This window comes from Staphylococcus sp. HMSC072E01, assembly GCF_001814125.1.
Taxonomy (GTDB): Bacteria; Bacillota; Bacilli; order Staphylococcales; family Staphylococcaceae; genus Staphylococcus; species Staphylococcus hominis.
This window is the reverse complement of record NZ_KV814990.1, coordinates 253951-276840: the sequence shown is the minus strand read 5'-3', so window position 1 is coordinate 276840 and position 22890 is coordinate 253951. Positions and strand designations below refer to the sequence as shown.

General features: G+C 31.1%; 20 protein-coding genes and 1 pseudogene. 16 read left to right on the top strand and 5 right to left on the bottom strand.

The features are described 5' to 3' along the window. Positions 1 to 2202: an amidase domain-containing protein gene (locus HMPREF2953_RS09785; RefSeq protein WP_070673133.1), complete on the bottom strand. Its 2202-nt coding sequence runs from the start codon at positions 2200 to 2202 to the stop codon at positions 1 to 3. A 264-nt stretch (positions 2203 to 2466) separates the two neighbouring features. Between HMPREF2953_RS09785 and HMPREF2953_RS09780 the strand changes: the two genes are divergently transcribed. Then, positions 2467 to 5295, top strand: a complete 2829-nt coding sequence (locus tag HMPREF2953_RS09780; RefSeq protein WP_002488243.1) for a YhgE/Pip domain-containing protein — start codon at positions 2467 to 2469, stop codon at positions 5293 to 5295. 55 nt (positions 5296 to 5350) lie between these two features. On the opposite strand, the gene HMPREF2953_RS09775 is transcribed toward HMPREF2953_RS09780, so the two are convergent. Beyond that, positions 5351 to 5857, bottom strand: coding sequence for a hypothetical protein (locus HMPREF2953_RS09775; RefSeq protein WP_070673131.1), 507 nt, complete (start codon positions 5855 to 5857; stop codon positions 5351 to 5353). A gap of 202 nt (positions 5858 to 6059) precedes the next feature. Between HMPREF2953_RS09775 and HMPREF2953_RS09770 the strand changes: the two genes are divergently transcribed. Next, complete coding sequence (locus HMPREF2953_RS09770; protein WP_070673129.1) at positions 6060 to 6581, top strand: immunodominant staphylococcal antigen IsaB family protein; 522 nt, start codon at positions 6060 to 6062, stop codon at positions 6579 to 6581. Positions 6582 to 6626: 45 nt separating this feature from the next. On the opposite strand, the gene HMPREF2953_RS09765 is transcribed toward HMPREF2953_RS09770, so the two are convergent. Then, positions 6627 to 7025 (bottom strand): YolD-like family protein, encoded by a 399-nt coding sequence (locus HMPREF2953_RS09765; RefSeq protein WP_070673127.1) that lies wholly within the window; start codon positions 7023 to 7025, stop codon positions 6627 to 6629. A 331-nt stretch (positions 7026 to 7356) separates the two neighbouring features. Here HMPREF2953_RS09765 and HMPREF2953_RS09760 point away from each other — a divergent pair, with 331 nt between their 5' ends. From HMPREF2953_RS09760 to HMPREF2953_RS09750, 3 genes are all read left to right on the top strand, one after another. Next, positions 7357 to 7881, top strand: coding sequence for an immunodominant staphylococcal antigen IsaB family protein (locus HMPREF2953_RS09760; protein ID WP_070673125.1), 525 nt, complete (start codon positions 7357 to 7359; stop codon positions 7879 to 7881). 253 nt (positions 7882 to 8134) lie between these two features. Then, positions 8135 to 9370, top strand: coding sequence for an arginine deiminase (gene arcA / locus HMPREF2953_RS09755; RefSeq protein ID WP_070673123.1), 1236 nt, complete (start codon positions 8135 to 8137; stop codon positions 9368 to 9370). A gap of 136 nt (positions 9371 to 9506) precedes the next feature. After that, on the top strand, positions 9507 to 10268 hold the full coding sequence (locus HMPREF2953_RS09750; RefSeq protein WP_070673121.1) for an alpha/beta hydrolase: 762 nt from the start codon (positions 9507 to 9509) through the stop codon (positions 10266 to 10268). Between the two features lie 45 nt (positions 10269 to 10313). On the opposite strand, the pseudogene HMPREF2953_RS09745 reads toward HMPREF2953_RS09750, so the two are convergent. After that, positions 10314 to 10448 (bottom strand): annotated as a pseudogene (locus tag HMPREF2953_RS09745) (DUF4870 domain-containing protein); the annotation flags it as partial. Positions 10449 to 10753: 305 nt separating this feature from the next. On the opposite strand from HMPREF2953_RS09745, the gene HMPREF2953_RS09740 reads away from it, so the two are divergent. Then, a complete protein-coding gene (locus HMPREF2953_RS09740) occupies positions 10754 to 11836 on the top strand; it encodes a CapA family protein (protein WP_083310600.1) in 1083 nt (360 codons plus the stop codon). An 80-nt stretch (positions 11837 to 11916) separates the two neighbouring features. Here HMPREF2953_RS09740 and HMPREF2953_RS09735 read toward each other — a convergent pair whose 3' ends face one another. Next, on the bottom strand, positions 11917 to 13557 hold the full coding sequence (locus HMPREF2953_RS09735) for an alpha-keto acid decarboxylase family protein (RefSeq protein WP_070673116.1): 1641 nt from the start codon (positions 13555 to 13557) through the stop codon (positions 11917 to 11919). Positions 13558 to 13704: 147 nt separating this feature from the next. On the opposite strand from HMPREF2953_RS09735, the gene HMPREF2953_RS09730 reads away from it, so the two are divergent. The 10 genes from HMPREF2953_RS09730 to wzx all read left to right on the top strand — a co-directional run bounded on the left by HMPREF2953_RS09730 (position 13705) and on the right by wzx (position 22886). Further along, positions 13705 to 14160: a MarR family winged helix-turn-helix transcriptional regulator gene (locus HMPREF2953_RS09730; protein WP_002488195.1), complete on the top strand. Its 456-nt coding sequence runs from the start codon at positions 13705 to 13707 to the stop codon at positions 14158 to 14160. A 73-nt stretch (positions 14161 to 14233) separates the two neighbouring features. Further along, entirely contained in the window at positions 14234 to 14371 is a 138-nt protein-coding gene (locus HMPREF2953_RS11525) for a hypothetical protein (RefSeq protein ID WP_176746049.1), read from the top strand. Between the two features lie 256 nt (positions 14372 to 14627). Next, complete coding sequence (locus tag HMPREF2953_RS09725) at positions 14628 to 15245, top strand: DUF1361 domain-containing protein (protein ID WP_070673114.1); 618 nt, start codon at positions 14628 to 14630, stop codon at positions 15243 to 15245. Positions 15246 to 15681: 436 nt separating this feature from the next. Then, complete coding sequence (locus tag HMPREF2953_RS11145; RefSeq protein WP_017175470.1) at positions 15682 to 15783, top strand: SE2200 family small protein; 102 nt, start codon at positions 15682 to 15684, stop codon at positions 15781 to 15783. 365 nt (positions 15784 to 16148) lie between these two features. Beyond that, positions 16149 to 16811: a Wzz/FepE/Etk N-terminal domain-containing protein gene (locus HMPREF2953_RS09715; RefSeq protein WP_070673110.1), complete on the top strand. Its 663-nt coding sequence runs from the start codon at positions 16149 to 16151 to the stop codon at positions 16809 to 16811. A gap of 12 nt (positions 16812 to 16823) precedes the next feature. Further along, positions 16824 to 17531, top strand: a complete 708-nt coding sequence (locus tag HMPREF2953_RS09710) for a polysaccharide biosynthesis tyrosine autokinase (RefSeq protein ID WP_070673107.1) — start codon at positions 16824 to 16826, stop codon at positions 17529 to 17531. After that, complete coding sequence (locus tag HMPREF2953_RS09705) at positions 17528 to 18295, top strand: tyrosine-protein phosphatase (RefSeq protein ID WP_070673105.1); 768 nt, start codon at positions 17528 to 17530, stop codon at positions 18293 to 18295. Before HMPREF2953_RS09710 ends, HMPREF2953_RS09705 begins: the two co-directional genes overlap by 4 nt. A 33-nt stretch (positions 18296 to 18328) precedes the next feature. Next, positions 18329 to 20140: a polysaccharide biosynthesis protein gene (locus HMPREF2953_RS09700; protein ID WP_070673103.1), complete on the top strand. Its 1812-nt coding sequence runs from the start codon at positions 18329 to 18331 to the stop codon at positions 20138 to 20140. Positions 20141 to 20367: 227 nt separating this feature from the next. Beyond that, a complete protein-coding gene (locus HMPREF2953_RS09695) occupies positions 20368 to 21513 on the top strand; it encodes an O-antigen polymerase (RefSeq protein WP_141754105.1) in 1146 nt (381 codons plus the stop codon). Then, positions 21513 to 22886 (top strand): O-unit flippase-like protein, encoded by a 1374-nt coding sequence (gene wzx / locus HMPREF2953_RS09690; protein ID WP_070673099.1) that lies wholly within the window; start codon positions 21513 to 21515, stop codon positions 22884 to 22886. The genes HMPREF2953_RS09695 and wzx overlap by 1 nt, the downstream gene beginning before the upstream one ends. The last annotated feature ends 4 nt before the right edge of the window (positions 22887 to 22890 follow it).

Here is a 22890-nt window from a genome sequence, read left to right as displayed (position 1 = left end):
TTATTTAGGTTGAATGTAGTGTAAAGATGAGGCAGTATCCGCATCAATTTGACGATAGGATACAATACCCAATCCTTTTACATTTGATTCTGAAATAATGATTGAGCCATCATCATTGACTTTTTCAACGAAAGCAACGTGGCCATATAACGCACTTGCTCCAGATTGGCCTGCTTCAAATACAACTGCTGTATGATTTTTAGGGGTTGTACTTACATTATACCCTGCGTCTTCAGCGCTATTATCCCAGTTATGTGCATCGCCCCAATGACCGCCTACATGTTTATCAAATTGTTGAACACGTTCGTACACATACCAAGTACATTGACCATATGGATACGGTGAAGCAACATCTGAAATTGAAAATGGCTTAAATGCACTTCCTGAAACATCTGTGCCACTACTTCCTGTTGATGTTGAGTATTTATCTAAATCAGGCATGTGTTTTTTATCAAAATCAGTTAAATTGTAATGTTCAATTAAGCTATTTAATTTCGTTGCATAGTTTGGATCAGTCGCATAAGTTTGGCTTAAATGACGTGTTGCTGAACGATAACTTGGTGCAATATTTTTCCAAGATGATTTATAAATTGTAGGATTACCGTCAATACCATGTTTGATTAAATCAGCATAATCTTTTAATGAAGCTTTAAGATTTGGATATTTACGGAAACTAGCATTAATACTAAAAATATTATTATTACTACTAGCTTCAAGTGTATTGAAGTTAACTGAAGCACCTTTATAACTACCTTTCATACCGAATAAATTGTAGTTTGGTGCTTGTGCAAGAGCGCTATTACCTGAACTTGATTCTAAAATAGCCTGCGCAATCATAACAGAAGCATAAATATCATTATCTTGCCCAATTTTATGCGCATCTTTAGCAATAGATGTAATAAATTCACGTGTTGCTTTATTTTCTACTACTGCAATATCTCCATTAGTAACATTGTTCCCATCTAATTGTGGTACATCTTGGAATAAACTTATAGCGCGTGTATTACTTTGTTTAAAATCATTTTCAAATGATTGTGGTGCTTCTTGTTTATGTTTTAGTTGTTTCTCCGTTGGCAATTGCGGATTGTCTTTATTTGTGTCTAGTTGGTCTTGAGTTGTTGATGTATCTTTTTTTGAATCTTCACTTTGTGATGCTTGAGATGTGCTGTCTTTTTTAGATGATGTATAGTCTTTATGTGTTTGTGTTGCTTTATCACTATATTTATCAAGAAGTGCATCTAGTACATCCTCTGATTGTTGACGATCTTTATTAGGTGTTGCTTGCTCTTCTTGAGAGGTTTGAGATGTTGTATTTTTTGTTGTTTGCTGTGATGTTGATTGATTGCTATTTTCAGATGTCGAGGACTCATTAGTATTAGAATCATTTAAATCTGAAGCTAATTGATTCAATGAATCTAAGGCTTTGCTTACGCTAGAATCATCAGTTGAATGATTGTCATTACTGTTACTATATTTAAATGATGACTCAGACGATTGATCTGACTGATTATTTTCTGTTAGTACCTCAGATTGATTTGATGGTGTGGTATGACTATTTGACTTATCAGATGAGTCTTGAGGTGATGGATCAATTGTTGTGTGTTGATGTGATGATTCAGTACGATCTTCATCTGAAGAAGTTGTATTCGTTGCATTTTTGTCATCATTAGTATTAGATGAAGATGAATCACTTTCAACATGTTCATATTTAGAAATATCATCATCAAAATGGAATAAAGATGAAATCAAACTTGTTAAACTAAAGCCATTTTCAAAGTGACTAGGATCTAAAAAGTTTGATGAGAATGAATGATTTGAACCATTCATGTTAAATACAGATAATGGTGTATGATACGTGTCTTCATCTTTAGTATGAGATGAACGATTATTTTTCGAATGTGTTGATGATGGTTTAGAATGAGAAGCGGCATCTTCATTTGAAACTGTGTCTGATTGACTTTCTTTTGACTGAGAGTCTTGCTTTTTATTATTATCAGAGCTATCAGAAGTTGGATCTTCTGAAGATGGAGTTTCATTGCTTTCAGTACGTGTTGTTTCTGATGTAGAAGTTGAATCCTCATTATTTGATTCAGATGTTTTAGTTTGTTTTGTAGTCTCTTCAGCTTGAGCAACACTAGACGTAAATGTTGGTAAAACCAGAGTTGTAGTTAGCAAATATATCATGAATTTTTGCTTCGACATCAATAAACGCTCCTTACTTTTGTATAATATATTTTATAAATCCGTCTTAAGTCAGACGATTTCTATCGTATTTTAACGTAGCATTAGCTTTGTCGCTAAAATTATTTTCTGCTATAATGCATGAGTACCATTTTAATTGTTGACGTATATCAACTAATTATGGCATTCGTGATAAAAGTATTATACTAATTCTACGATATAAAAAACAATGTTTTAAATCATATTGATATAAATTCTTAATATTTCATTTTTAGGAGAGTGAAAATGAAGAACGCGTTTAAACTATTTTTGACAGACTTAAAGCGTGTCGCTAAAACACCTGCTGCTTGGGTAATTCTAGGCGGTTTGGCAATTTTACCTTCATTTTACGCATGGTTTAATTTATGGGCAATGTGGGATCCATATAGTAATACAGGTCATATTAAAGTGGCAGTTGTAAACGAAGACCAAGGCGATAAAATTCGAGGTAAGAAAATTAATGTAGGTAATACGCTCGAAGACACATTGAAGAACAATGATAAATTTGATTGGCAATTTGTCAGTCGGGAGAAAGCAGATCATGAAATACGAATGGGTAAATATTATGCAGGAATTTATATACCTAAGAAATTTACACATCAAATTACGGGAACACTTCGTAAACATCCGGAAAAAGCAGATATTACATATAAAGTGAACCAAAAAATTAATGCTGTCGCCCCTAAAATGACTGATACCGGTTCGACAATTATTGTTGATGAAGCCAATAAACAATTTAATACTACTGTAACGAAAGCATTATTGAAAGAAGCAAATAAAGTAGGTCTTCAAATTGAAGACGAAGTACCAACTATCGATAAAATTAAAAATGCAGTCTATGCTGCCCATCAATCTTTACCTAAATTGAATAAAATTGCAGATAGAATTGTTTATCTTAATGATCATCAAGATCAGCTTGATCAATATGCGAATCAATTCCGTGATTTAGATAACTATAAAGATGATATTTTAAATGCTCAACAAAAATTAAATGACGTCAATGCAGCGATTCCTTCTTTAAATCAAAAAGCGAAACTAATTCTCGCATTGAATGAATATATGCCTAACATTCAGAAATTAGTGAATGTAGCAGCAGATGATATTCCTCAGACATTCCCTAAAATTAATAGAGGGGTAGAGATTGCGAGTCAAGGATTAGACTTAGCGAATCAACAACTTAACGATGCACAAGGTTATTTAGGTATGGCTAAACAACGTGTTGGGGATTATCAAGAGGCAACTAGGCGAGCACAAGCCGTTAATGGTAATGTGAATAATAATTTACGACAACAAAGTGCGACAACTAATGACAACGGTATGCCTCAATATACGATTCAAAAACTAAGTAATAGTTCGAATAATGATCAATTACCTAATGGTCAGATTCTTTCGAATGAAGATGTTAAATCAATGAATAGTGGACTTGCTGAAGCATTACTTGCATTATCTTCAAATGCGGATAAGCAAGCTAAGGCATCACAATCTGATGTAAAAGCATTAAGAGATATAACGTATGGTGTTATTGCCTCTAATCGTCCAACAGAATATAATGACATGCTTCGAAATATTAAAGGACGTTTAGAAAACACTTCAAAATACAATCAACAATTGATTGATGTATTAAAAGAATTACAACAACGTGAACATGTGAATTTAGCACCACAAATTAAACGAATCGAAAGTACCAATAACCGTATTAATGATACGTTACGTTCTACTAACCAATTGATTGATGCATTATCAAGTGGTGGTAAAGGTAGTGCGGAGTCTATTAATGTATTAAGAAGCTTGCCAGCTTTAAATTCTGGTTTAGGTAGTTATAGAGATTACATTAAAGATAATTTAAATCATCGTTTACTTGTAGTTTCTAATGATATTACAAAACAATTAAGTGAAGGCCAAGTTGTATTATCAGATGTGCAATCTAAATTAAATACGATTAATCAAGTGATTCAAGCAGGTCAAGATATTGTAGGTAATGGTCAAACTCGTATTGCAACACTTCAAAGTGAATTACCATCACTTGAAGCGGGATATATTGAAGCAACTCAAACTGCTAAAAATTACTTCCCAACAGTAAGAAAAAATGTAGCAAAAGCTGCAGACTTTGTACGTAATGATTTACCTGATTTAGAACAACGTCTTGCGAATGCAACAGCTACTGTTAATGCTAACTTACCAACATTATTTGATAAGTATGATAATGCAGTAGATTTATTAGATGAGAATCAACCAAAAGCAAAAGAAGCTTTAGCGAATTTAGCGAACTTTGCACAAACAAAATTACCTGGCATCGAAAGAGATTTAAATAAGGCTAATGATATATTCAATCAATTGGACGATGACGATGCAGTAGATAAGCTGGTTAATAGTCTAAAAAATGATTTGAAAAAACAAGCAGATGTTATCGCAAACCCAATTAATAAGAAAACTGTTGATGTTTTCCCAGTCAGAGATTATGGTTCAGGGATGACACCATTCTATACAGCATTATCTATTTGGGTAGGTGCCTTATTATTAGTAAGTTTATTAACTGTGCATAACAAACATGAAGAATTAGCAGATCAGTTAACGAAACGGCAAGAATATCTTGGTAAAGGAATGTTCTTTATCTTGATGGGTGTATTACAAACCCTCATTGTTACAACAGGTGACTTATTCTTACTTCATGCGCAAGTAGAATCACCATTGCTCTTTGTACTCGTTGCATTATTTGGTGCAATTGTGTTTAATACCATTGTTTATACGTGTGTATCTATATTGGGTAACCCAGGTAAAGCGGTAGCCATCATTCTTTTAGTATTACAAATTGCAGGCGGTGGCGGTACCTTCCCAGTAGTTACACTACCTAAGTTCTTCCAAAACATTTCACCTTACTTACCATTTACGTACTTAATTGATTGTTTACGTGAAGTTGTAGGTGGTATTGTACCAGAAATCTTAATTACAAAATTAATTATATTTGGGCTCTTCGGTCTTGGTTTCTTCTTAATTGGATTTATTGCTAAACCATTCTTAGATCCAATTATGACTAAAATTGCAAAACGTGTAGAAGAAAGTAAAGTAACAGAATAGAAAATAAAAGAGCCTGATTGATAATGAAACATCATTATCAGTCAGGCTATTATTTTTAATTAGATTTGTTATTAGATTCACTACTACGATTAGTGTGACTTTCAGTTGAAGACTGCGTGCTTTGTTGTGATGAAGGTTTTTGTTCTGTTGAGGGTTGTTCAGTTGATGTTTGCTCTGAAGATGGTTTTTCTTCTGTGCTTTGAGATGTGGGTTGTTTTGACGTGTTACTTTCTGAACGATGTTGTGATTGTGACGTAGTTGATGATTCACTTGTTTTTGGCTGTGTAGTTTGAACAGTAGAGTGACGTTGTGTCGCTTGTTGGTCCTCTTGTATTGATTGACTTGTTGACTCAGATTGCGCAGTGGTGCCATTGTCAGACTGACTTGTTTCATTAGATTGAACTGTATGACTTTCAGCAGTAGTTTCTTTTTTATCTTTCTTTTTAGTAGATTGTGTTTGATTTGAGTCGGATTGATTGGAATGAGTGGCTGCAAAAAAGATTGAGCATCCTAATGCCACAACAAGTAATATAATGACTATAGTTGCTAATATTTTTTTCAAATGATAGTCCTCCATTTTTAATTCATTTCTTTAGTTTATTATAATCAAAGTTCAACAAATAGGAAGTATTTATATAACCCAATCATATTACATTTTATTCACATAATTCTGTGATAGATACATCTAAAGTACAGTGAATTAAGATAAAGAGTATGAGATAATAATAGTGAAATAAAAATCCATTAGAGAAAGAAGGACAATCATGAATAAAATAGTTAAATCTATAGCATCAGTTACTTTAGCATTTGGGACAGTGTTAGGCGTAAGTACAACTGTTTTACCAATCGAGGATACAGCGCATGCAGCTACAAAACCATATTATGTATATAACGGGTATGTAGATAAAGACGCAAAATTTGTAACAAATAAACAGTTTATTAAAGCAGTTAAATATGGAAATGTAACAATGAATGGAATCAAATTTGAAAAAGTGCATAGTAATAAAAAACTTGAAAAATATAACCAAACATTTACTGGTGTAAGTAAAGATGGCAAGAAGGCGAATAAAGTTCAATTTAGTGTTAAAGGGGATTTGACATATAATCAATTGAAAAAAGCGTATGGCTCAGATTTTAAAAAAGTAAAAGGTACTCCAAGTGATAAAAAAAGTGGTATTTTCGAATATCAACCTAAGAAAGATGGATTAATTGTTTCTTTTGTTATCACACATGGAAGAACAGTAGAAGTAGATATTGGGTATGAAGGTGTCACAACAAGTAAATAAATGATAAATACGAGCGGAATTGAGTTCAATTTCCGCTCTTTTTTATTATTCAATGTAACATAATACTGCAAATTTGAGTTGCATTGTTTGTGAGCCATTTTCATTACTAATTGTAATATACCGCTTTAAAGTATCAATACGTTTAATATAAGCTGCAATAGAATGAATCGTACCATTTCTAAAATAACTAATCATAGCGAGTTGATGCGTTGTATATTTTTCAATTAATCGTTGATTCAGAATATTGAATTGATCATCCGACAAAGAGGGCATTGTTATTTTATTTTGATTTTCTATAAAAGCATTTATGCGTTCATACTGTTCAGGCATCACTGCAAAAGGTGCCCACTTAATCATGCCACGTCCTTGTGGGATGTTAGTGTCTAAATATTCTCTAGGAATGTTGCGATAATCTGTTTCATGTTTGTATTGATCAGGAATCATTAAAACCACCTCGATTATATTATAGAACATACGTTCGCGTTTTTGAAGTGATTTCTTATAATATAAATAAATTTTATATTTAAAAATTAAAATAATGAATTTATATATCATAAGACCACAAGTTTAACAAAGGGGAAGTAAACTCGTGGCCTAGTATTGTTATGTAATATAACATTTTGTGAAGGAGTGAATAGGACTATTACTCCTAATTATAGTATACCACAATTTTATAAAAAAATATTTAAATAGATAGCTAATTACTATAAAGATTGTATAGATAAGAGTAATGAAGTATGATATGAGTAGTTTAAAGAGAAAGAGGAAGACGCATATGAAAAAGATAACAAAAGTATGTATAGCTACGACAATAGCGTTTAGTACACTATTAGGTGCTAGCGTCACAGGTGCACTTGTTCAACAACCGACTGCCCACGCAGCAACGTCATCATATTACAACTATGATGGTTATGCGGGTCAAAATGCTTCATTCGTATTAGATAAACATTTTAAAAATGCGATTAAAGCTGAAAATGTTAAATTTAATGGCATTAAAATTAAATCGACAACATCTAATAAATCGGTATTGAAATATGATCAATACTTCAGAAATGTATCTAAAGATGGTAAAACTGCCTCGTTATTAGATATGGAAGTCAAAGGTCAACTTTCATTAACACAACTTAAAAAAGTATATAGTAAAGAGCTACAAAAAATTGATAATGGTAACAACAACACAACAGGTATTTATTACTATCAACCTAAACAAAATGGTATGACAGTTTGGTTTGATGTTAATAAAGGTAAAGTAGATAGAGTCGTATTAGGCTATAGTACAGTACAACAAGCAATGAATTAAATGGGTGATTGAAGTGAACGTATTCGCTTCAATCATTTTTTATACACATAGGCGAATAAATATTAAATGATTATATAAAGCTATTTCAAGTTGAAATTTTAAAATCCTCTTTTAATCAATAATTAAAAGATTTTATTATTGGAAATTAACATTTAATGCTACGATAGAACTATATACATGAAATGTATATTTTGAACCGCTACTCCATGATAATGACATATCAATATACCATTTACTTGAAGGAGGAATACAAATGACAAAGGGGCCAATTCAAGTTAATAATGAAATCGGTACATTAAAAACAGTACTTTTAAAACGTCCAGGTAAAGAATTAGAAAATTTAGTGCCTGACCATTTAAGTGGACTATTATTCGATGATATTCCGTATTTAAAAGTGGCGCAAGAAGAGCATGATCAATTTGCAGAAACACTTAGAAGTGAAGGGGTAGAAGTCGTTTATCTAGAACAACTTGCTGCTGAAGCGATTGAAAATGAAGATATAAGACAGCAATTGATTGATGATATTTTATCAGAATCTCAAAAAACAATTTTAGGTCATGAGAAAGAAATTAAAGATTATTTTTCAAAGCTATCCAATCAAGCACTGATTGAAAAAGTAATGGCAGGTATAAGAAAAGAAGAAATTCAACTTGAAACAACGCATCTCGTTGAATATTTAAACGATCGTTATCCATTTTATTTAGATCCAATGCCTAATCTATATTTTACACGTGATCCACAAGCGAGTATTGGTAGAGGTATGTCGATCAATCGTATGTATTGGCGCGCAAGACGTCGTGAATCTATTTTTATGACATATATTCTAAAATATCATCCACGTTTTAAAGATGCAGATATACCAGTGTGGCTTGATCGTACATCACCGTTTAACATCGAAGGCGGAGACGAGCTTGTGCTTTCTAAAGACGTATTAGCTATCGGTATTTCAGAACGTACATCAGCTGAAGCCATTGAGCGACTAGCAAGAAATATATTTAAAGACGACTATACTACATTTAAAAAAGTACTTGCGATTGAAATACCTAATAGTCGTACATTTATGCATCTAGATACTGTATTTACAATGATTGATTATGACAAATTTACAGTGCATGCAGCTATTTTTAAAGAAGAGAATCACATGAATATCTTTACAATTGAGCAAGATGAAATGAAAGATGATATTAAAATTACACACTCTAGACAGCTACGAGAAACGTTAGCCAATGCATTAGGTGTAGATAACGTAGAATTGATACCTACTGGCAATGGAGATGTCATAGACGGTGCTAGAGAACAGTGGAACGATGGATCTAATACATTATGTATTCGCCCAGGCGTTGTGGTGACATACGATAGAAACTATGTCTCTAATCAATTATTACGTGACAAAGGTATTAAAGTGATTGAAATTAAAGGCAGTGAATTAGTACGTGGTCGCGGAGGTCCAAGATGTATGAGTCAACCTTTATTTAGAGAAGATATATAATGTTTTCACGTGAAACAAGTTATAATCAAAAACGTTAGTCATTTGGCTAGCGTCTTTTTATATTAAAAAACATTCCATTAGTCTACAAAAAGTGTAAAATAGATATCATACTTATAAATTGGAAGGACGAAACAATATGGCATTTATGACTATTAATTATAAATCACCTACGATTGGGATGAATCAATCGTTTACAGCCATCGTTCCAGAAGACGATAGCTTTTTTAAACAACATGAACCTGTAAAACCATTAAAAATGTTATTACTGCTCCATGGTCTATCAAGTGATGCGACATCGTATATGCGACTAACGAGTATTGAACGTTATGCAGAAGCACATCAGTTAGCAGTGATTATGCCGAATGCAGATCACAGTGGCTATGCGAATATGGCTTTTGGTCATAGCTACTATGACTATATATTAGAAATTTACAATTATGCACATCAAGTGTTACCAGTATCTAAAAAAAGAGAAGATAATTTTATTGCAGGTCATTCAATGGGGGGTTACGGAACAATAAAATTCGCTTTAACTCAAAGTCATTTATTTTCTAAAGCAGCGCCATTGTCAGCGGTATGTGATATACAATCATTACTCGATATTGAGTGGAATGACTTTGATCCCAAAGCCATTGCCGGTGAAGCTTTAAAAATTAAAGGTACAGAGTTAGATACCTATCACTTAGTGGATGAAGCGGTTGATAAAGACGCAACACTTCCAGAACTCTTTATTCAATGTGGCACAGAAGACTTCTTATATGATGATAATCAACGATTTATGAAATATTTAGATGAAAAAGGTATCAATTATAAATATGAAGAAGGACCTGGGGAACATGATTATGCTTTTTGGGACAAAGCCATTGCACGTACCATTGAATGGTTAGTAGAGGAATAAAAAAATATCCCTTTGTGATGATACGTCACAAAGGGATATTTCGTTTTATTTAATGATTTCAATCGTAAATGGAACAACAAAATCTTCGCCTTTATTCATTGCAAGAATAGCTAAAATGGTATAGACAAAACCAGCAATACCTACAACGAATAAAGTTAAGTAACCAATTAACACTACAGTTAAAACTAAACTTTCAAATTAGCGAATGCCATCGATCAACCCATCAAACATGTTGATACATCTAGTAAGGATAGATAACCAAAAAGTAAGAAATAGATACTTTTTCTATTTCTTACTTTTTTTAATTCATAAACTAATTTGAGTTATTATTTTGAGTATTTTAAAATAATGACAAGTATTAATTATTTTAGGTTTTTCGTGAATATAAAAGAAGCTACTCTAAATCAATAAGGAGCGTAAGTTTAGTGTACAGATATTACATAACCTCGATCGTTATTTTTCTAGTATTTTCGCTGATATGTGGCATGGCGCTTGTTGAGGACAATAGTACAAAAGTTTCCGTTGTGGCAGTAGGAGATAATTTAATTCATCCTGTCGTCTATCATGATGCACAATATTCAGATGGTACATATAACTTTAAACCAATGTATTCTAATATAAAGAAAGACATAGCTAGGCCTGACTTAGCTTTTGTCAATCAAGAGTCTCCACTTGGTGGGGATGATATTCCATTTTCAGGATTTAAACGATTCAACACACCTAGTCAGGTAGCAAGTGACATTGTTGCAACAGGGTTCGATGTGATTAATGGTGCAAATAATCACTCCTTAGATCAAGGAGATCAAGGGGTTACAAATCATATACAGACTTGGGAAAAATTTGATCATAACGTATTGTTTACAGGAATATACAATTCGAAAAAAGAGGCGAATCGTGTACATACCATTTCTAAAAATGGCGTGAAAATCAGTGTATTAAGTTATACATATGGAACAAATGATATGGTCTCAAATTATCCATATACAGTAAAAACGTTTGACGAAGCAACTATTAAACGGGATATACGAAAGGCAAAACAACAAAGCGATGTAGTGATGGTGTCGGCACATTGGGGAAATGAAAATCACCATACACCAAATAAAACACAGAAAAAGTACGCTCAATTATTTGCAGATGAAGGCGTAGACGTCGTTATTGGTACGCATCCACATGTGATTCAACCAGTAAAGTGGGTTAAAGCAAAAAACCATCATCATAAAACGTTGGTAGTCTATTCTTTAGGTAATTTTTTAAATGGACAGTATAGTGGAGATGAAAATAATCAATTGTTAGGAAGGATAAACTTCGATGTAGTAAAAGAACCTAAAGGTGTACATTTAGACAATGTTAAATGGACAAGCATGGTCAATCATTACGAACAAGCACGTCCTACCAATAAACAAACACGACAACATTTTAATATTTACAATCTAGATGATTACACACCACAATTAGCACAGAAACATGGACTACAGTATGATTCAGACAGTGAATGGAATATCAAACATTTACAGGATATTACAAAAGATGTAATCGATCGAACATTTTTAAATGAAAAAAGTTTATAAAAAAAAGCGACTGTACATGTGTAAATGACACATACAGTCGCTTTTGATTTATCTATATAAAAGCTTTTCTGTTATACAGTTTATTTATTTTGATTTGCAAAAGCTTTGGAAATATCTCGCAATGTTTGTGGTGCATCATCCCACTTCATCGTCACTTCAGTGAAGTGCATGTGTTCTTGATCTTCGTTTATTTCATCGAAGACAGCCTTTAAATCTTTTGAAGTTTTAACATCATGGACTTTCACGCTATCTCCACCAAATACGTTGGGTAATGCTTTGTAATCCCACATGTTGATATCATTATAGGACTCTTCCATACCATGAATGAGACGTTCAACAGTATAACCATCATTATTAATTAAGAACATCACAGGTTTAATATCTTGGCGAATCATTGTTGATAATTCTTGAACAGTTAATTGGAATGACCCATCACCAATTAATAAGATATGACGACGGTGTGGGTTAGCTAATTGGGCACCTAATGTAGCTGGTAATGTGTAACCAATTGACCCCCATAAAGGTTGACCAATAAATGACATGTTTTTAGGTAAAGCTAAACTGTAAGCCCCAAAGAAGGATGTCCCTTGTTCAGCGATTAATACGTCATTGTTGCCAATAAAATCTTGCATCATTTTAAAGTAAATATCTTGAGTTAACGTATCATCAGTTAATTCATAGTTACCTAATTTTGGTTGTTGATAAGAAGGGAATGACTGTTTATTTGTATAATCTATCGTACTTAACGCTTCTAAGAATTCAGGCAATGCAATTTCTGTATCACTCGTATCGTTTAATTTAAATAGACGATGATTAATCATGACCACGTCGTTAATATCAAATTGATATGAAAAGCCTGCAGTGGCTGAATCAGTTAATTTGGCACCAATATTTAAAATAGCATCGCTATGATTGACATAATCTTTAATGTCATCTTTAGCAATTTCCCCATCATACATACCCATATAGTGTGGGTTTTCTTCATTAAATGCCCCTTTACCTAACGATAATTGAACAACTGGAATATTCGTTTTATTGACAAATTGTTCTAATTCATCATGTAGATGAAAACTATTGATTTCATGACCTGCAATAATTAATGGTTGTTGAGCTGAACGTAATTTATCAGCCACCATATCTATATATTGAGATACATCTTGTTGAGGTGCGTTTTCAACTTTGAATGGTTGTTCAACTTCAATGTCTGACATAGCCACATCAATAGGTAAGTGAATGTGTACTGGACGACGTTCTTGAAGCGCTGCATTGATTACTCTAGGGATTTCAGTTGTTGCATTTTCAAGCGTGATATAGGCTTGTGCTGTTGTAATCGGTTCAAACATGTGTCGATAGCTATCAAAGCGTCCTTCACCTAAAGAGTGATGCACATATTTGCCTGCCTTTTCAACAGCTCTTGTTGGTGCGCCTGTGATAGCAATGACTGGAACACGTTCTGCATATGAACCTGCAATACCATTGACGGCACTTAATTCTCCAACACCAAATGTTGTTACGAGTACGCCTAGTCCGTTCATACGTGCGTAACCATCAGCGGTATAAGCGCCATTTAGTTCATTCGTTGTTCCAACCCATTCAACGCCTTCGTGACTTACGATGTCATCTAAAAATGCTAGGTTAAAATCTCCTGGCACACCAAATATTTTATTGACTCCTGCTTCATGTACTGCATCCATTAAATATTGTCCTACACGTTGTTTCATATTCAAATCCACCTTTATATTGCTTTTGTTTACATATATAGGATAAGCCTGGTTATAAATAAAGTCAATATTATTGACCTTTTGATGAAAGTCGTTAGAAAATTTACTATAATAATTAATAATGTCTTTGAAAAGGAACGAATGAATATGGATCGAAATAAAAATGATTATGAGCACATGCTATTTTATTTCGCTTATAAAACGTTTGTGACGACTGCAGATGAAATTATCGAAAAATATGATATGAGTCGACAACACCATCGCTTTTTATTTTTTATCAATAAATTGCCTGGTATTACGATTAAGCAGTTACTAAACACGTTAGAAATATCAAAGCAAGGGTCTCACGCGACATTGAAGAAGTTAAAAGAAGAAGGCTTAATCATTGAACAACAATCTGAAGAAGATCGCAGAGTAAAACAATTATTTCCAACACCTAAAGGAAGTAAATTAGTAGAGAAATTAAATAAAGCACAAGATAAATTAATGCAACAAACGTTCCAAAAAGTTGGAAAAGATTGGTATGCGATTATGGAAGAATTATCGAATTATCGAGAAGGCTTTCAAGATATTAAACATTTAAAAGATGAAAAAGAATCTTAAAAAAGAAGCTGAACTGATGTACATCGACAGTTCAGCTGTTTCTATACAATTTTAAGGAGAAAATATACTGTCTATGATCAATAAAGATGAAAAGTTAATTCAACTTATTTCAAAAGAATTAAAGATATTTACAGTTAATGTACAACGTACGATAGGATATTTGACAGTAATAAAACCCAATAATATTGTAGATTACAATATAAAATATTAAGGCGTTCAATTAGAATTAATACTAGACTGTTAATAAATATTTTTCACTCATAACGGTTATTTATTAAAAGCACGTAAAAAATGAAAAAATTGGACATCAACAATGGATCATTTTGCGATAGCCATAAATAATGCAATTCGAAAGTATATGTTTTAATATAGAAGAGGTTAGAGTAAAGTAGAATGTTAAGATATCACATGTTAGCGTTTTAATTTTCTAACCTTATTTCATTTATAGAAAGAAAGTAGTGTAGAATGTGGCACCACGTTATATCGCAAGAATTTATTTTATAGTGCTTTTTATTATTTCATTGTTTGTACCGCGAATACTTAACTTTATGATATTAAATCTATTCTTAGCCTATATTCCTCTAGAGCTTTGCTTGCTTTTAAAGTTATTTAAACCAAAGGAAACTAAAGAGTGGCCTTTATTTATTGTATTTGCATTTATTTTTATACTATTAGTTCCCAATACGTTCTATATGGTTACAGACTTAATCCATCTTAATAATTTTAAATTCAATTTCTTAGTCAGTTTAAATTTAATTGAATGGTTTGCGTTTGCGTATTTACTGGCAGGTGTCTTTTTTGCAATCTATTGTATGATCATTATATTTATCAGCTTAGAACATTTTACTTCTAATATATGGCTTAATCGATGCTTAGTACTGAGTTTAATGTTTCTAAATGGGATAGGCATATATGTTGGACGTTTTTTAAGATTCCATACAGTTTATCTGATTACACGACCATTAACGATTACGCATCAAGTGTTTGATGCCATCGATTTAAAAAGTGTTATTTTTATTATGCTTATGGTATTATTACAAGCCATTCTTATATTATTTGTGAAAGGAGTACGATTAATAAAATGATTCGCATACTACTCCTCTTAGTCATTGTGATTATATTACAAGTAATAATTAAGTATTTTCTTAGTGACATAGAGTTAGATTCAAAGTATAAAAATATGATTACTTATGTACCATTAGGTTTAGGAATGTTTTTTGTTCAAAATGTATATTATGAACGTAAGTATCCACATTGGGAGGTACCACTTAAAGAAAAGCTAAATTTAAAATATATTTATCTTTTTACTTTCTTAGAGTTTGTTGCGATATATATTTGTGTATTTGTGATGAAAAATTAAATATTATTGTCAATCCCTTCTCTAAAATGACATAAATATAACGCAATTTGTTCGATTGACTTTAAAAATAATACCAAATGAGTGTATAATAGATTTAGTCTAGACTTGTTTTTTGACAAAACAAATCTAATGTATGCTAAAAATTAAAAGGAGTGACAATAATGAAAAAACTTTTAGTTACAACTATTATTGGTTTTGTAGGCTATATTGCTTTCAAAAAATATCAAAACAAAGTAAACGAAATGCCAAATATTGAATATTAATAAATGTAGCCAAGAGGTTTTCTTAAATGAAAATCTCTTGGCTTTTTATATGTCTTAAATAGACATAAAAATTATTAAATTTTAATAAATGAAGTTGAATATAATTTATTTAATGCGAAGCAAATCATTACTGAGGACAAATAATGTCTGATCTGTAATATATAATAGTTTTGATTGTCAAGAAAAATACAATCATTCATATGATACTTACATCATATTAAATATTTATTTAAATTAAAGTAATAATATGGAACGTAAGGATTTATTTAAAAATTATGAAAAAATAGAAAATACTTTTATATAATATTGTAAAAAGCTTTTTAAAAATATAAAATGATTAATGAATTAAAAAAATGGAGGATGTTATGGAAAATACATTAGATTTTACAAGAATATGGGAAATAATAAAAAAGAATTGGATGATATTTTTGATTTTACCAATAATTTTTTTGTTATTGAGTTTAACTTACACATTTTTGATAGCTCAACCGAAATATGAAGCTTCGACACAAGTACTTGTAAATCAAAAAGAAAAAGATAAAGATATGATGGCTCAACAAGTGCAAAGTAATATTCAATTAGTTAATACATATTCAGAAATTTTAAAAAGTCCAAGAATTCTAGATAAAGTTGCAAAAAAAGAAAAAGATTACTCGTCTACTAAATTAAGTAAGATGATTTCAGTTAATACGGAAGCAGAATCGCAAATTTTAAATGTTAGTGTGAGAGCAAATAGTGAAAAGAAATCGGAAAAAATTGCTAATGATGTAGCTAATGTTTTCAAAAAAGAAATACCAAAAATTATGAGTGTTGATAATGTAACGATTCTTTCAAAAGCAAATGGAACTTCAAAGAAAGTATCTCCTAAAACGACTACTAATATAGTAGGTGGATTGTTATTAGGACTAGTTATAGCAATAGTAATAGTTGTTTTAAAAGAAATATTAGATAAACGTATTAAATCTGAAGAAGATGTGGAAAAAGAATTGAATGTTCCTGTACTAGGTTCTATTCCAAAACTAAAATAAGGAGAAAGATTTATGGCTAAGCGAAAAGAAGAGAAAAGAAAGGCTTTAAATACACCTTTGTATGTTGAAGATAAACCTAAGTCGATTGTGAGTGAGAAATTAAGGGGTATACGTTCTAATATTATGTTCTCAAATGCTGAAGAAATTAAAAGTGTATTGATTACTTCAGAAAAACCGGCAGCTGGGAAAAGTATTGTGTCTGCGAATGTTGCGATCACTTATGCGCAAGCTGGATATAAAACATTAATTATCGATGGAGATATGCGTAAACCTACGCAACATTATCACTTTCAAGAGTCAAATTATGATGGGTTATCAAATTTAATTATTGGCAACTCAGATTATGATAAATCAATTCGATCAACAAGGGTGAAGAATTTAGATTTATTGTCATCTGGTCCTGTTCCACCAAATCCTTCAGAATTAATAGCTTCTGAAAGGTTTAAAAAGATTTTTGAACATTTACAAAAGGAATACGATTTTATTTTAATTGATACGCCACCAATCATTTCTGTTACAGATGCACAAGTATTTTTACAATATGTGCCAAATTGTGTGTTAATTATTGATGCTCAGAAAAACAATCGAAATGAAGTTAAAAAGGCTAAACAACTCGTTGAACAGGCAGACGGACACGTTATTGGTGCAATTTTAAATAAAACCGCTCAAGAAAAATCTTCTAATTATTATTATTATTATGGAGAGGATTCTAAATCATGATTGATATACATAATCATATCCTTATAGGTTTAGATGATGGATCTCAAAGCAAAGAAGAGACACTTGCCTTATTAAAGCAGGCTAAAGATGAAGGGGTTACAGATATTATCGCAACTCCTCATCATTTAAGTCCACAATTTGATAATTATTATGAAGACATCGTACCTAAAATGGATGAAGTATTGAGTATCGATGAATTTAAAGATATAGGAATTAATATCTATCCTGGACAAGAGGTAAGAATAAGTGACCAAATTTTACCACAACTAGAGAATAACCAAATTATTGGTTTGAATCATTCTAAGTACTTACTTATCGAATTACCGTCAGGGCACGTGCCTCATTATACTGGACGTTTATTCTTTGAATTACAATCGAAAGGCTATGTGCCAATCATTGCGCATCCTGAACGAAATAAAGAAATTAGTGCCAATTTAGATGTTCTTTACGAATTAATTAATGCAGGAGCGTTAAGTCAGTTAACAACGGCTTCACTAATGGGGCATCATGGGAAGAAGACGCAAAAAAAATGTATAGATATGATTGAAAATAACTTAACACATTTTGTTGCCTCAGATGCACACCATGTGGAAAAAAGACCTTTCATTATGAATCGTCTATTTGAAGAAAGAAAGTTGAAAAAATATCATGAAGACATTCATAATTTAATGAATAATGCGAAATTTATTATAGATAATGAAGATGTACCAAAAAAACAGCCAACTCAAGAATATACACAGAAAAAATTTTTTAATTTATTTTAATCAAATTTCACATTCTAAGTGAGGAGAGTTAAGTTGGATAAATTAAGTGCAAGAGGACGGCTTTTAACTTTAATTATTATAGATTCAATTATTGTAACATTGTCTGTATTTATTTGTTACAGCATATTAGAGCCATATTTTGAAGGCTATTCAAAGAAAATTTTAATATTTACTTCAATTATATTACTGATTTCACATCATGTATTTGCATACATATTTAACCTTTACCATCGCGCTTGGGAATATGCGAGCGTGAATGAATTATTGATTATCGTTGAAGCGGTAACATGTTCAATTGTTGCCACAATAATTATTGTACCTCTTTTTACAGGGCATCCACCATTTTTTAGATTGTATTTAATCACATGGATGATGCACCTGATTCTTATAGGAGGATCGAGAATTTCATGGAGAATCGCACGTGGTTTTTTAGTAGGAAAACGGAAAAAGAAAAAACCAACACTAATTGTAGGCGCAGGTCGCGGTGGATCACTATTAATAAGACAAATGTTACGAAGTCCCGATATGGGATTAGAACCTGTCTTAGCTGTAGATGATGATCCACAAAAGCGTAATTTAGCTATTACTGGAGGAGTTAAAGTACAGGGCACAATTGAAGATATTCCTAATCTAGTAGAAAAGTATCGAATTAAAAGAATTATCATTGCTATACCTACGCTTTCACCATCTAGATTGAAAGAAATCACTGATCTATGTAACAGTACTGGGGTTGATATCTTCAAAATGCCAAGTATAGAGTCTGTATTATCTGGAGAATTAGAGGTTAACCAATTAAAACGTGTAGAAGTTGAAGATTTACTAGGAAGAGAACCAGTAGAGTTAGATATGGCCATGATTTCAAAAGAATTAACGCATAAAACCATATTAGTCACTGGAGCCGGCGGGTCTATAGGTTCTGAAATTTGTCGACAAGTATGTAAATTTGAACCAGAAAGAATGATATTACTTGGACACGGTGAAAATAGTATTTATTTAATTTATCAAGAGCTAACGAAATTGTATAAAGATAATATTGAAATTATTCCAGTCATTGCAGATGTACAAGATGGAGAACGTATTCAAGATATTATTGATAAGTATCATCCCTATGCGATTTATCATGCAGCTGCACATAAACATGTGCCACTCATGGAATACAATCCAACTGAAGCATTTAAAAATAATGTGCTTGGGACTAGAAATGTAGCAACAGCAGCTAAAAAAACTGGTGTAAGAAAATTTGTCATGATTTCAACTGATAAAGCTGTAAATCCTCCAAATGTCATGGGAGCATCTAAACGTATGGCTGAAATGGTCGTACAAAGTCTCAATGATGAAAATAGTAAGACAGATTTTGTAGCTGTGCGATTTGGAAATGTTTTAGGTTCAAGAGGATCTGTTATTCCATTATTTAAAAAACAAATTGCAGCTGGAGGACCTGTCACAGTGACGCATCCAGATATGACTCGTTATTTTATGACGATTCCTGAAGCATCACGACTAGTACTACAAGCTGGTGCATTAGCACAAGGTGGAGAAGTCTTCGTACTTGATATGGGAGAACCAGTAAAGATAGTTGATTTAGCGCGAAATTTAATCCGATTAAGTGGTAAATCTGAAGATGAAATAAAAATTGAATTTTCGGGAATTCGTCCAGGAGAAAAATTATATGAAGAATTACTAAACGAAAACGAAATTCATTCGGAACAAGTGTATGAAAAAATTTATAGAGGAAAAACAACGACGCCTCCAAAAGGAGAGCTTGAGAAAACTATTAACTATTTATGTTTACATCAAAATAGCATTAAAGATACTTTAATTAATCTAGCGAATAGGAAGTATTAGTTATGATAAAGTTTTATAGAAGCGTAATAATATTTTTATCTTTTATAAGTATAGTTTCAGTATTAGGAACTAAAGAGCATATTCCTAATAACTTAATACTTCTACCTTTAATTTTTCTTTGTTTATTTTTAATTTTTCCGTCTTTTAGTAGATATATGTTTAATAACTTAGGTATAACAGTACTAAATTTTACAATGTTGTTAAGATATATCGTGTCGCCCTTGCTCATGTCAATATATGGATCTAATATTCAAATTGGTACACCAATAGGGTTGTCAACGCAAAGTCACGCAATATATTTAATGATATATGAAATGATTATTTTATTTATGATATTTGGTATATTTCATAAATACTTTTATTCTAATAAAGTAGAATTTGATAATGTAAAATCAAAATCCAACCTATTTGGATGGTTATTTGTAATTTTAGTATTAGCATTAGCATTAAGAGATCCATCTTCTATTGGAAGATATTCATTCATTTGGTCTGCTTCGCAATTAAATAATGATGAATTAGCAAATGTCAGTCTAGTAGCTTTATTAGTACAGTTAGCACAAATTGTTTTAACTATTGGAATATTAAATATTGTTTATAAATTTTATGAAAAACGACCGAACATTTTCTATTTATTTGTATCTCTAATTATAATTATGATATCAGCATCATTTATTGTAGGTACAAGTCGGTCTAGTATTATTATTCCTTTAATAACAGGATTATTCACTATTTATATATTATATAAAAATTATAGAAAGATAATTACTGCTTTATCTTCGGTCTTAGTTTTATTAATTGTGATAGTATCAACATTATTAAAGCAAAGTACGAACATTGTAACAGGACGAGGTTTGTATCATTCTGCTGGAACACTTGAAAACTTTAATACAGATATACAGATTTATTTTTCAGGTCTTTCAAATATTGCTCATTCTGTGGAGACTTCGCATATTTATGAACCTTTTAGCTATTATGCAATATTAGGAGATTTAACTCATTCGGTAGTATTTATAAATCAATATTTTACAAATTTTCAGAGTGCTATCGAAAGTTTCAACAATATGTTTTATAAACGAGTAGGAATGAACGATCAAATTTTACCTCTTTTAGGACAAGGCTATTTATATTTTGGACCAATATTGGCGCCAATATTTTCAGTTATAACTTTATTTATAGTGATGTTACTGGATAAGAATATTTATAAAAGTACATCTGTGTTTAGCCTATATGTGTATGCATATTTATGTGTTAAATTTTCATTATTCTTTATGTCTAATGCAACTATTTTACTTTCATTCTTTACAAACTTCTTCCTTGTGCTATTAGTAATTAAGCTCTTAAATCAAAAAATTATAATTAAGAGGAGAAAGTAATGAATATAGGTAAAAAAGACGTTATATGGAGTTATATAAGTTTATTAATGGTACAAGGAATAAATGTTATTTTATTACCAGTCATTTTAAGATATTTAAATTCCGCAGAGTTAGGAGTTTGGTACACATTTACTTCTTTGTACGGTTTAGCAATGTTAATAGATTTTGGTTTCCAAACGATTATAACTAGAAATATAAGTTATTTATGGTCGGGGGCACAGAGTATTAAAAGTACAGGTTTTGAAGTATTAGGAGATAAAAATGTTGAAGTAAATATTCCATATTTTATTAAAGTGATTTCAGCCGTAAGATTTATTTATACTTCAATGGGTACAATTATATTTACATTATTTATAACTGTTGGCACTTGGTATATGATTAGTATTAATAATGGAGAAATAAGTATGAAAACTATGCTTATTTCTTGGTTTTTTTACATGTTATCCATTGTTTTAAATATTAGCTTTTCTTATTGGAATTCGGTATTAAAAGGCATAGGTGCTATTAAAACGTATAATCAAATATTAATAATAACTAAAAGTACACAACTGGTACTATCTATTATTCTATTAATTTTTGGATTAGGATTAATAGGGGTTTCAATTGCCTACTTTGCTTCAGTAATAGTAAACCGTATTTTACAATCAATAGCGTACTATAATTATTCTAATGAAACGAAACAAACTAAAAGAAAACTAAAAATTAAATTTGATAAAATAATATTAAAAAATTTATTGCCTAATACACTAAGAACTGGATCTTTATCGATTTCAAATTATTTAATCATTAATTTTCCAATAATTTTAAGCTCATACTTTTTATCTTTAAAGGTGTCTGGTCAATTTGGTTTTATCAATCAAATTGTTACCTTAATCATAATGTTATCCAATTCTTATTACAATACTTATTTAGCTAAACTAAATTATTTAAGAGTGAAGAATAAATACGATGAATTAATTCAATTATTTAAAAAAGCGCTGGTAACGAGTTCTATATTTAATATTGTAGCATTTATACTATTTGTACTATTAGGCAACCCTATTTTAAGTATTATTGGTGCAAATTATAAGTTATTAAATTTATTACCGTTATTAGTTATTATTATTTATCGATTTTTATATAATATTCAGATGCTTTTCACTAATTTTTTAGCGACTAAAAATTTAATTCCACACCACAAGTCATTTTTAGTGTCGGCAATTATAACAGTATTATTACAATTAGTCTTATTAGAATTCGTAGATAATAAATTGATTTACTTATTGTTGCCTCTTCTTCTAGTTCAACTATTGTACAATAATTGGTACTGGATATGGTATGTGATAAAAGATATAAAAAAAGATAAAAATCTATATCAATCAACTCAAATATAGATTA

Excerpts from the sequence above, each read along its gene's own strand:
- HMPREF2953_RS09730 (WP_002488195.1), top strand. The coding sequence starts at position 13,705 with ATGGATCGAAATAAAAATGATTATGAGCACATGCTATTTTATTTCGCT.
- HMPREF2953_RS09695 (WP_141754105.1), top strand. The coding sequence starts at position 20,368 with ATGTCAATATATGGATCTAATATTCAAATTGGTACACCAATAGGGTTG.
- arcA (WP_070673123.1), top strand. The coding sequence starts at position 8,135 with ATGACAAAGGGGCCAATTCAAGTTAATAATGAAATCGGTACATTAAAA.
- HMPREF2953_RS09705 (WP_070673105.1), top strand. The coding sequence starts at position 17,528 with ATGATTGATATACATAATCATATCCTTATAGGTTTAGATGATGGATCT.
- HMPREF2953_RS09785 (WP_070673133.1), bottom strand. The coding sequence starts at position 2,202 with ATGTCGAAGCAAAAATTCATGATATATTTGCTAACTACAACTCTGGTT.
- HMPREF2953_RS09780 (WP_002488243.1), top strand. The coding sequence starts at position 2,467 with ATGAAGAACGCGTTTAAACTATTTTTGACAGACTTAAAGCGTGTCGCT.
- HMPREF2953_RS09770 (WP_070673129.1), top strand. The coding sequence starts at position 6,060 with ATGAATAAAATAGTTAAATCTATAGCATCAGTTACTTTAGCATTTGGG.
- HMPREF2953_RS09715 (WP_070673110.1), top strand. The coding sequence starts at position 16,149 with ATGGAAAATACATTAGATTTTACAAGAATATGGGAAATAATAAAAAAG.
- HMPREF2953_RS09740 (WP_083310600.1), top strand. The coding sequence starts at position 10,754 with ATGGCGCTTGTTGAGGACAATAGTACAAAAGTTTCCGTTGTGGCAGTA.
- HMPREF2953_RS09750 (WP_070673121.1), top strand. The coding sequence starts at position 9,507 with ATGGCATTTATGACTATTAATTATAAATCACCTACGATTGGGATGAAT.
- HMPREF2953_RS11525 (WP_176746049.1), top strand. The coding sequence starts at position 14,234 with ATGATCAATAAAGATGAAAAGTTAATTCAACTTATTTCAAAAGAATTA.
- HMPREF2953_RS09710 (WP_070673107.1), top strand. The coding sequence starts at position 16,824 with ATGGCTAAGCGAAAAGAAGAGAAAAGAAAGGCTTTAAATACACCTTTG.
- HMPREF2953_RS09765 (WP_070673127.1), bottom strand. The coding sequence starts at position 7,025 with ATGATTCCTGATCAATACAAACATGAAACAGATTATCGCAACATTCCT.
- HMPREF2953_RS09760 (WP_070673125.1), top strand. The coding sequence starts at position 7,357 with ATGAAAAAGATAACAAAAGTATGTATAGCTACGACAATAGCGTTTAGT.
- wzx (WP_070673099.1), top strand. The coding sequence starts at position 21,513 with ATGAATATAGGTAAAAAAGACGTTATATGGAGTTATATAAGTTTATTA.
- HMPREF2953_RS09735 (WP_070673116.1), bottom strand. The coding sequence starts at position 13,557 with ATGAAACAACGTGTAGGACAATATTTAATGGATGCAGTACATGAAGCA.
- HMPREF2953_RS11145 (WP_017175470.1), top strand. The coding sequence starts at position 15,682 with ATGAAAAAACTTTTAGTTACAACTATTATTGGTTTTGTAGGCTATATT.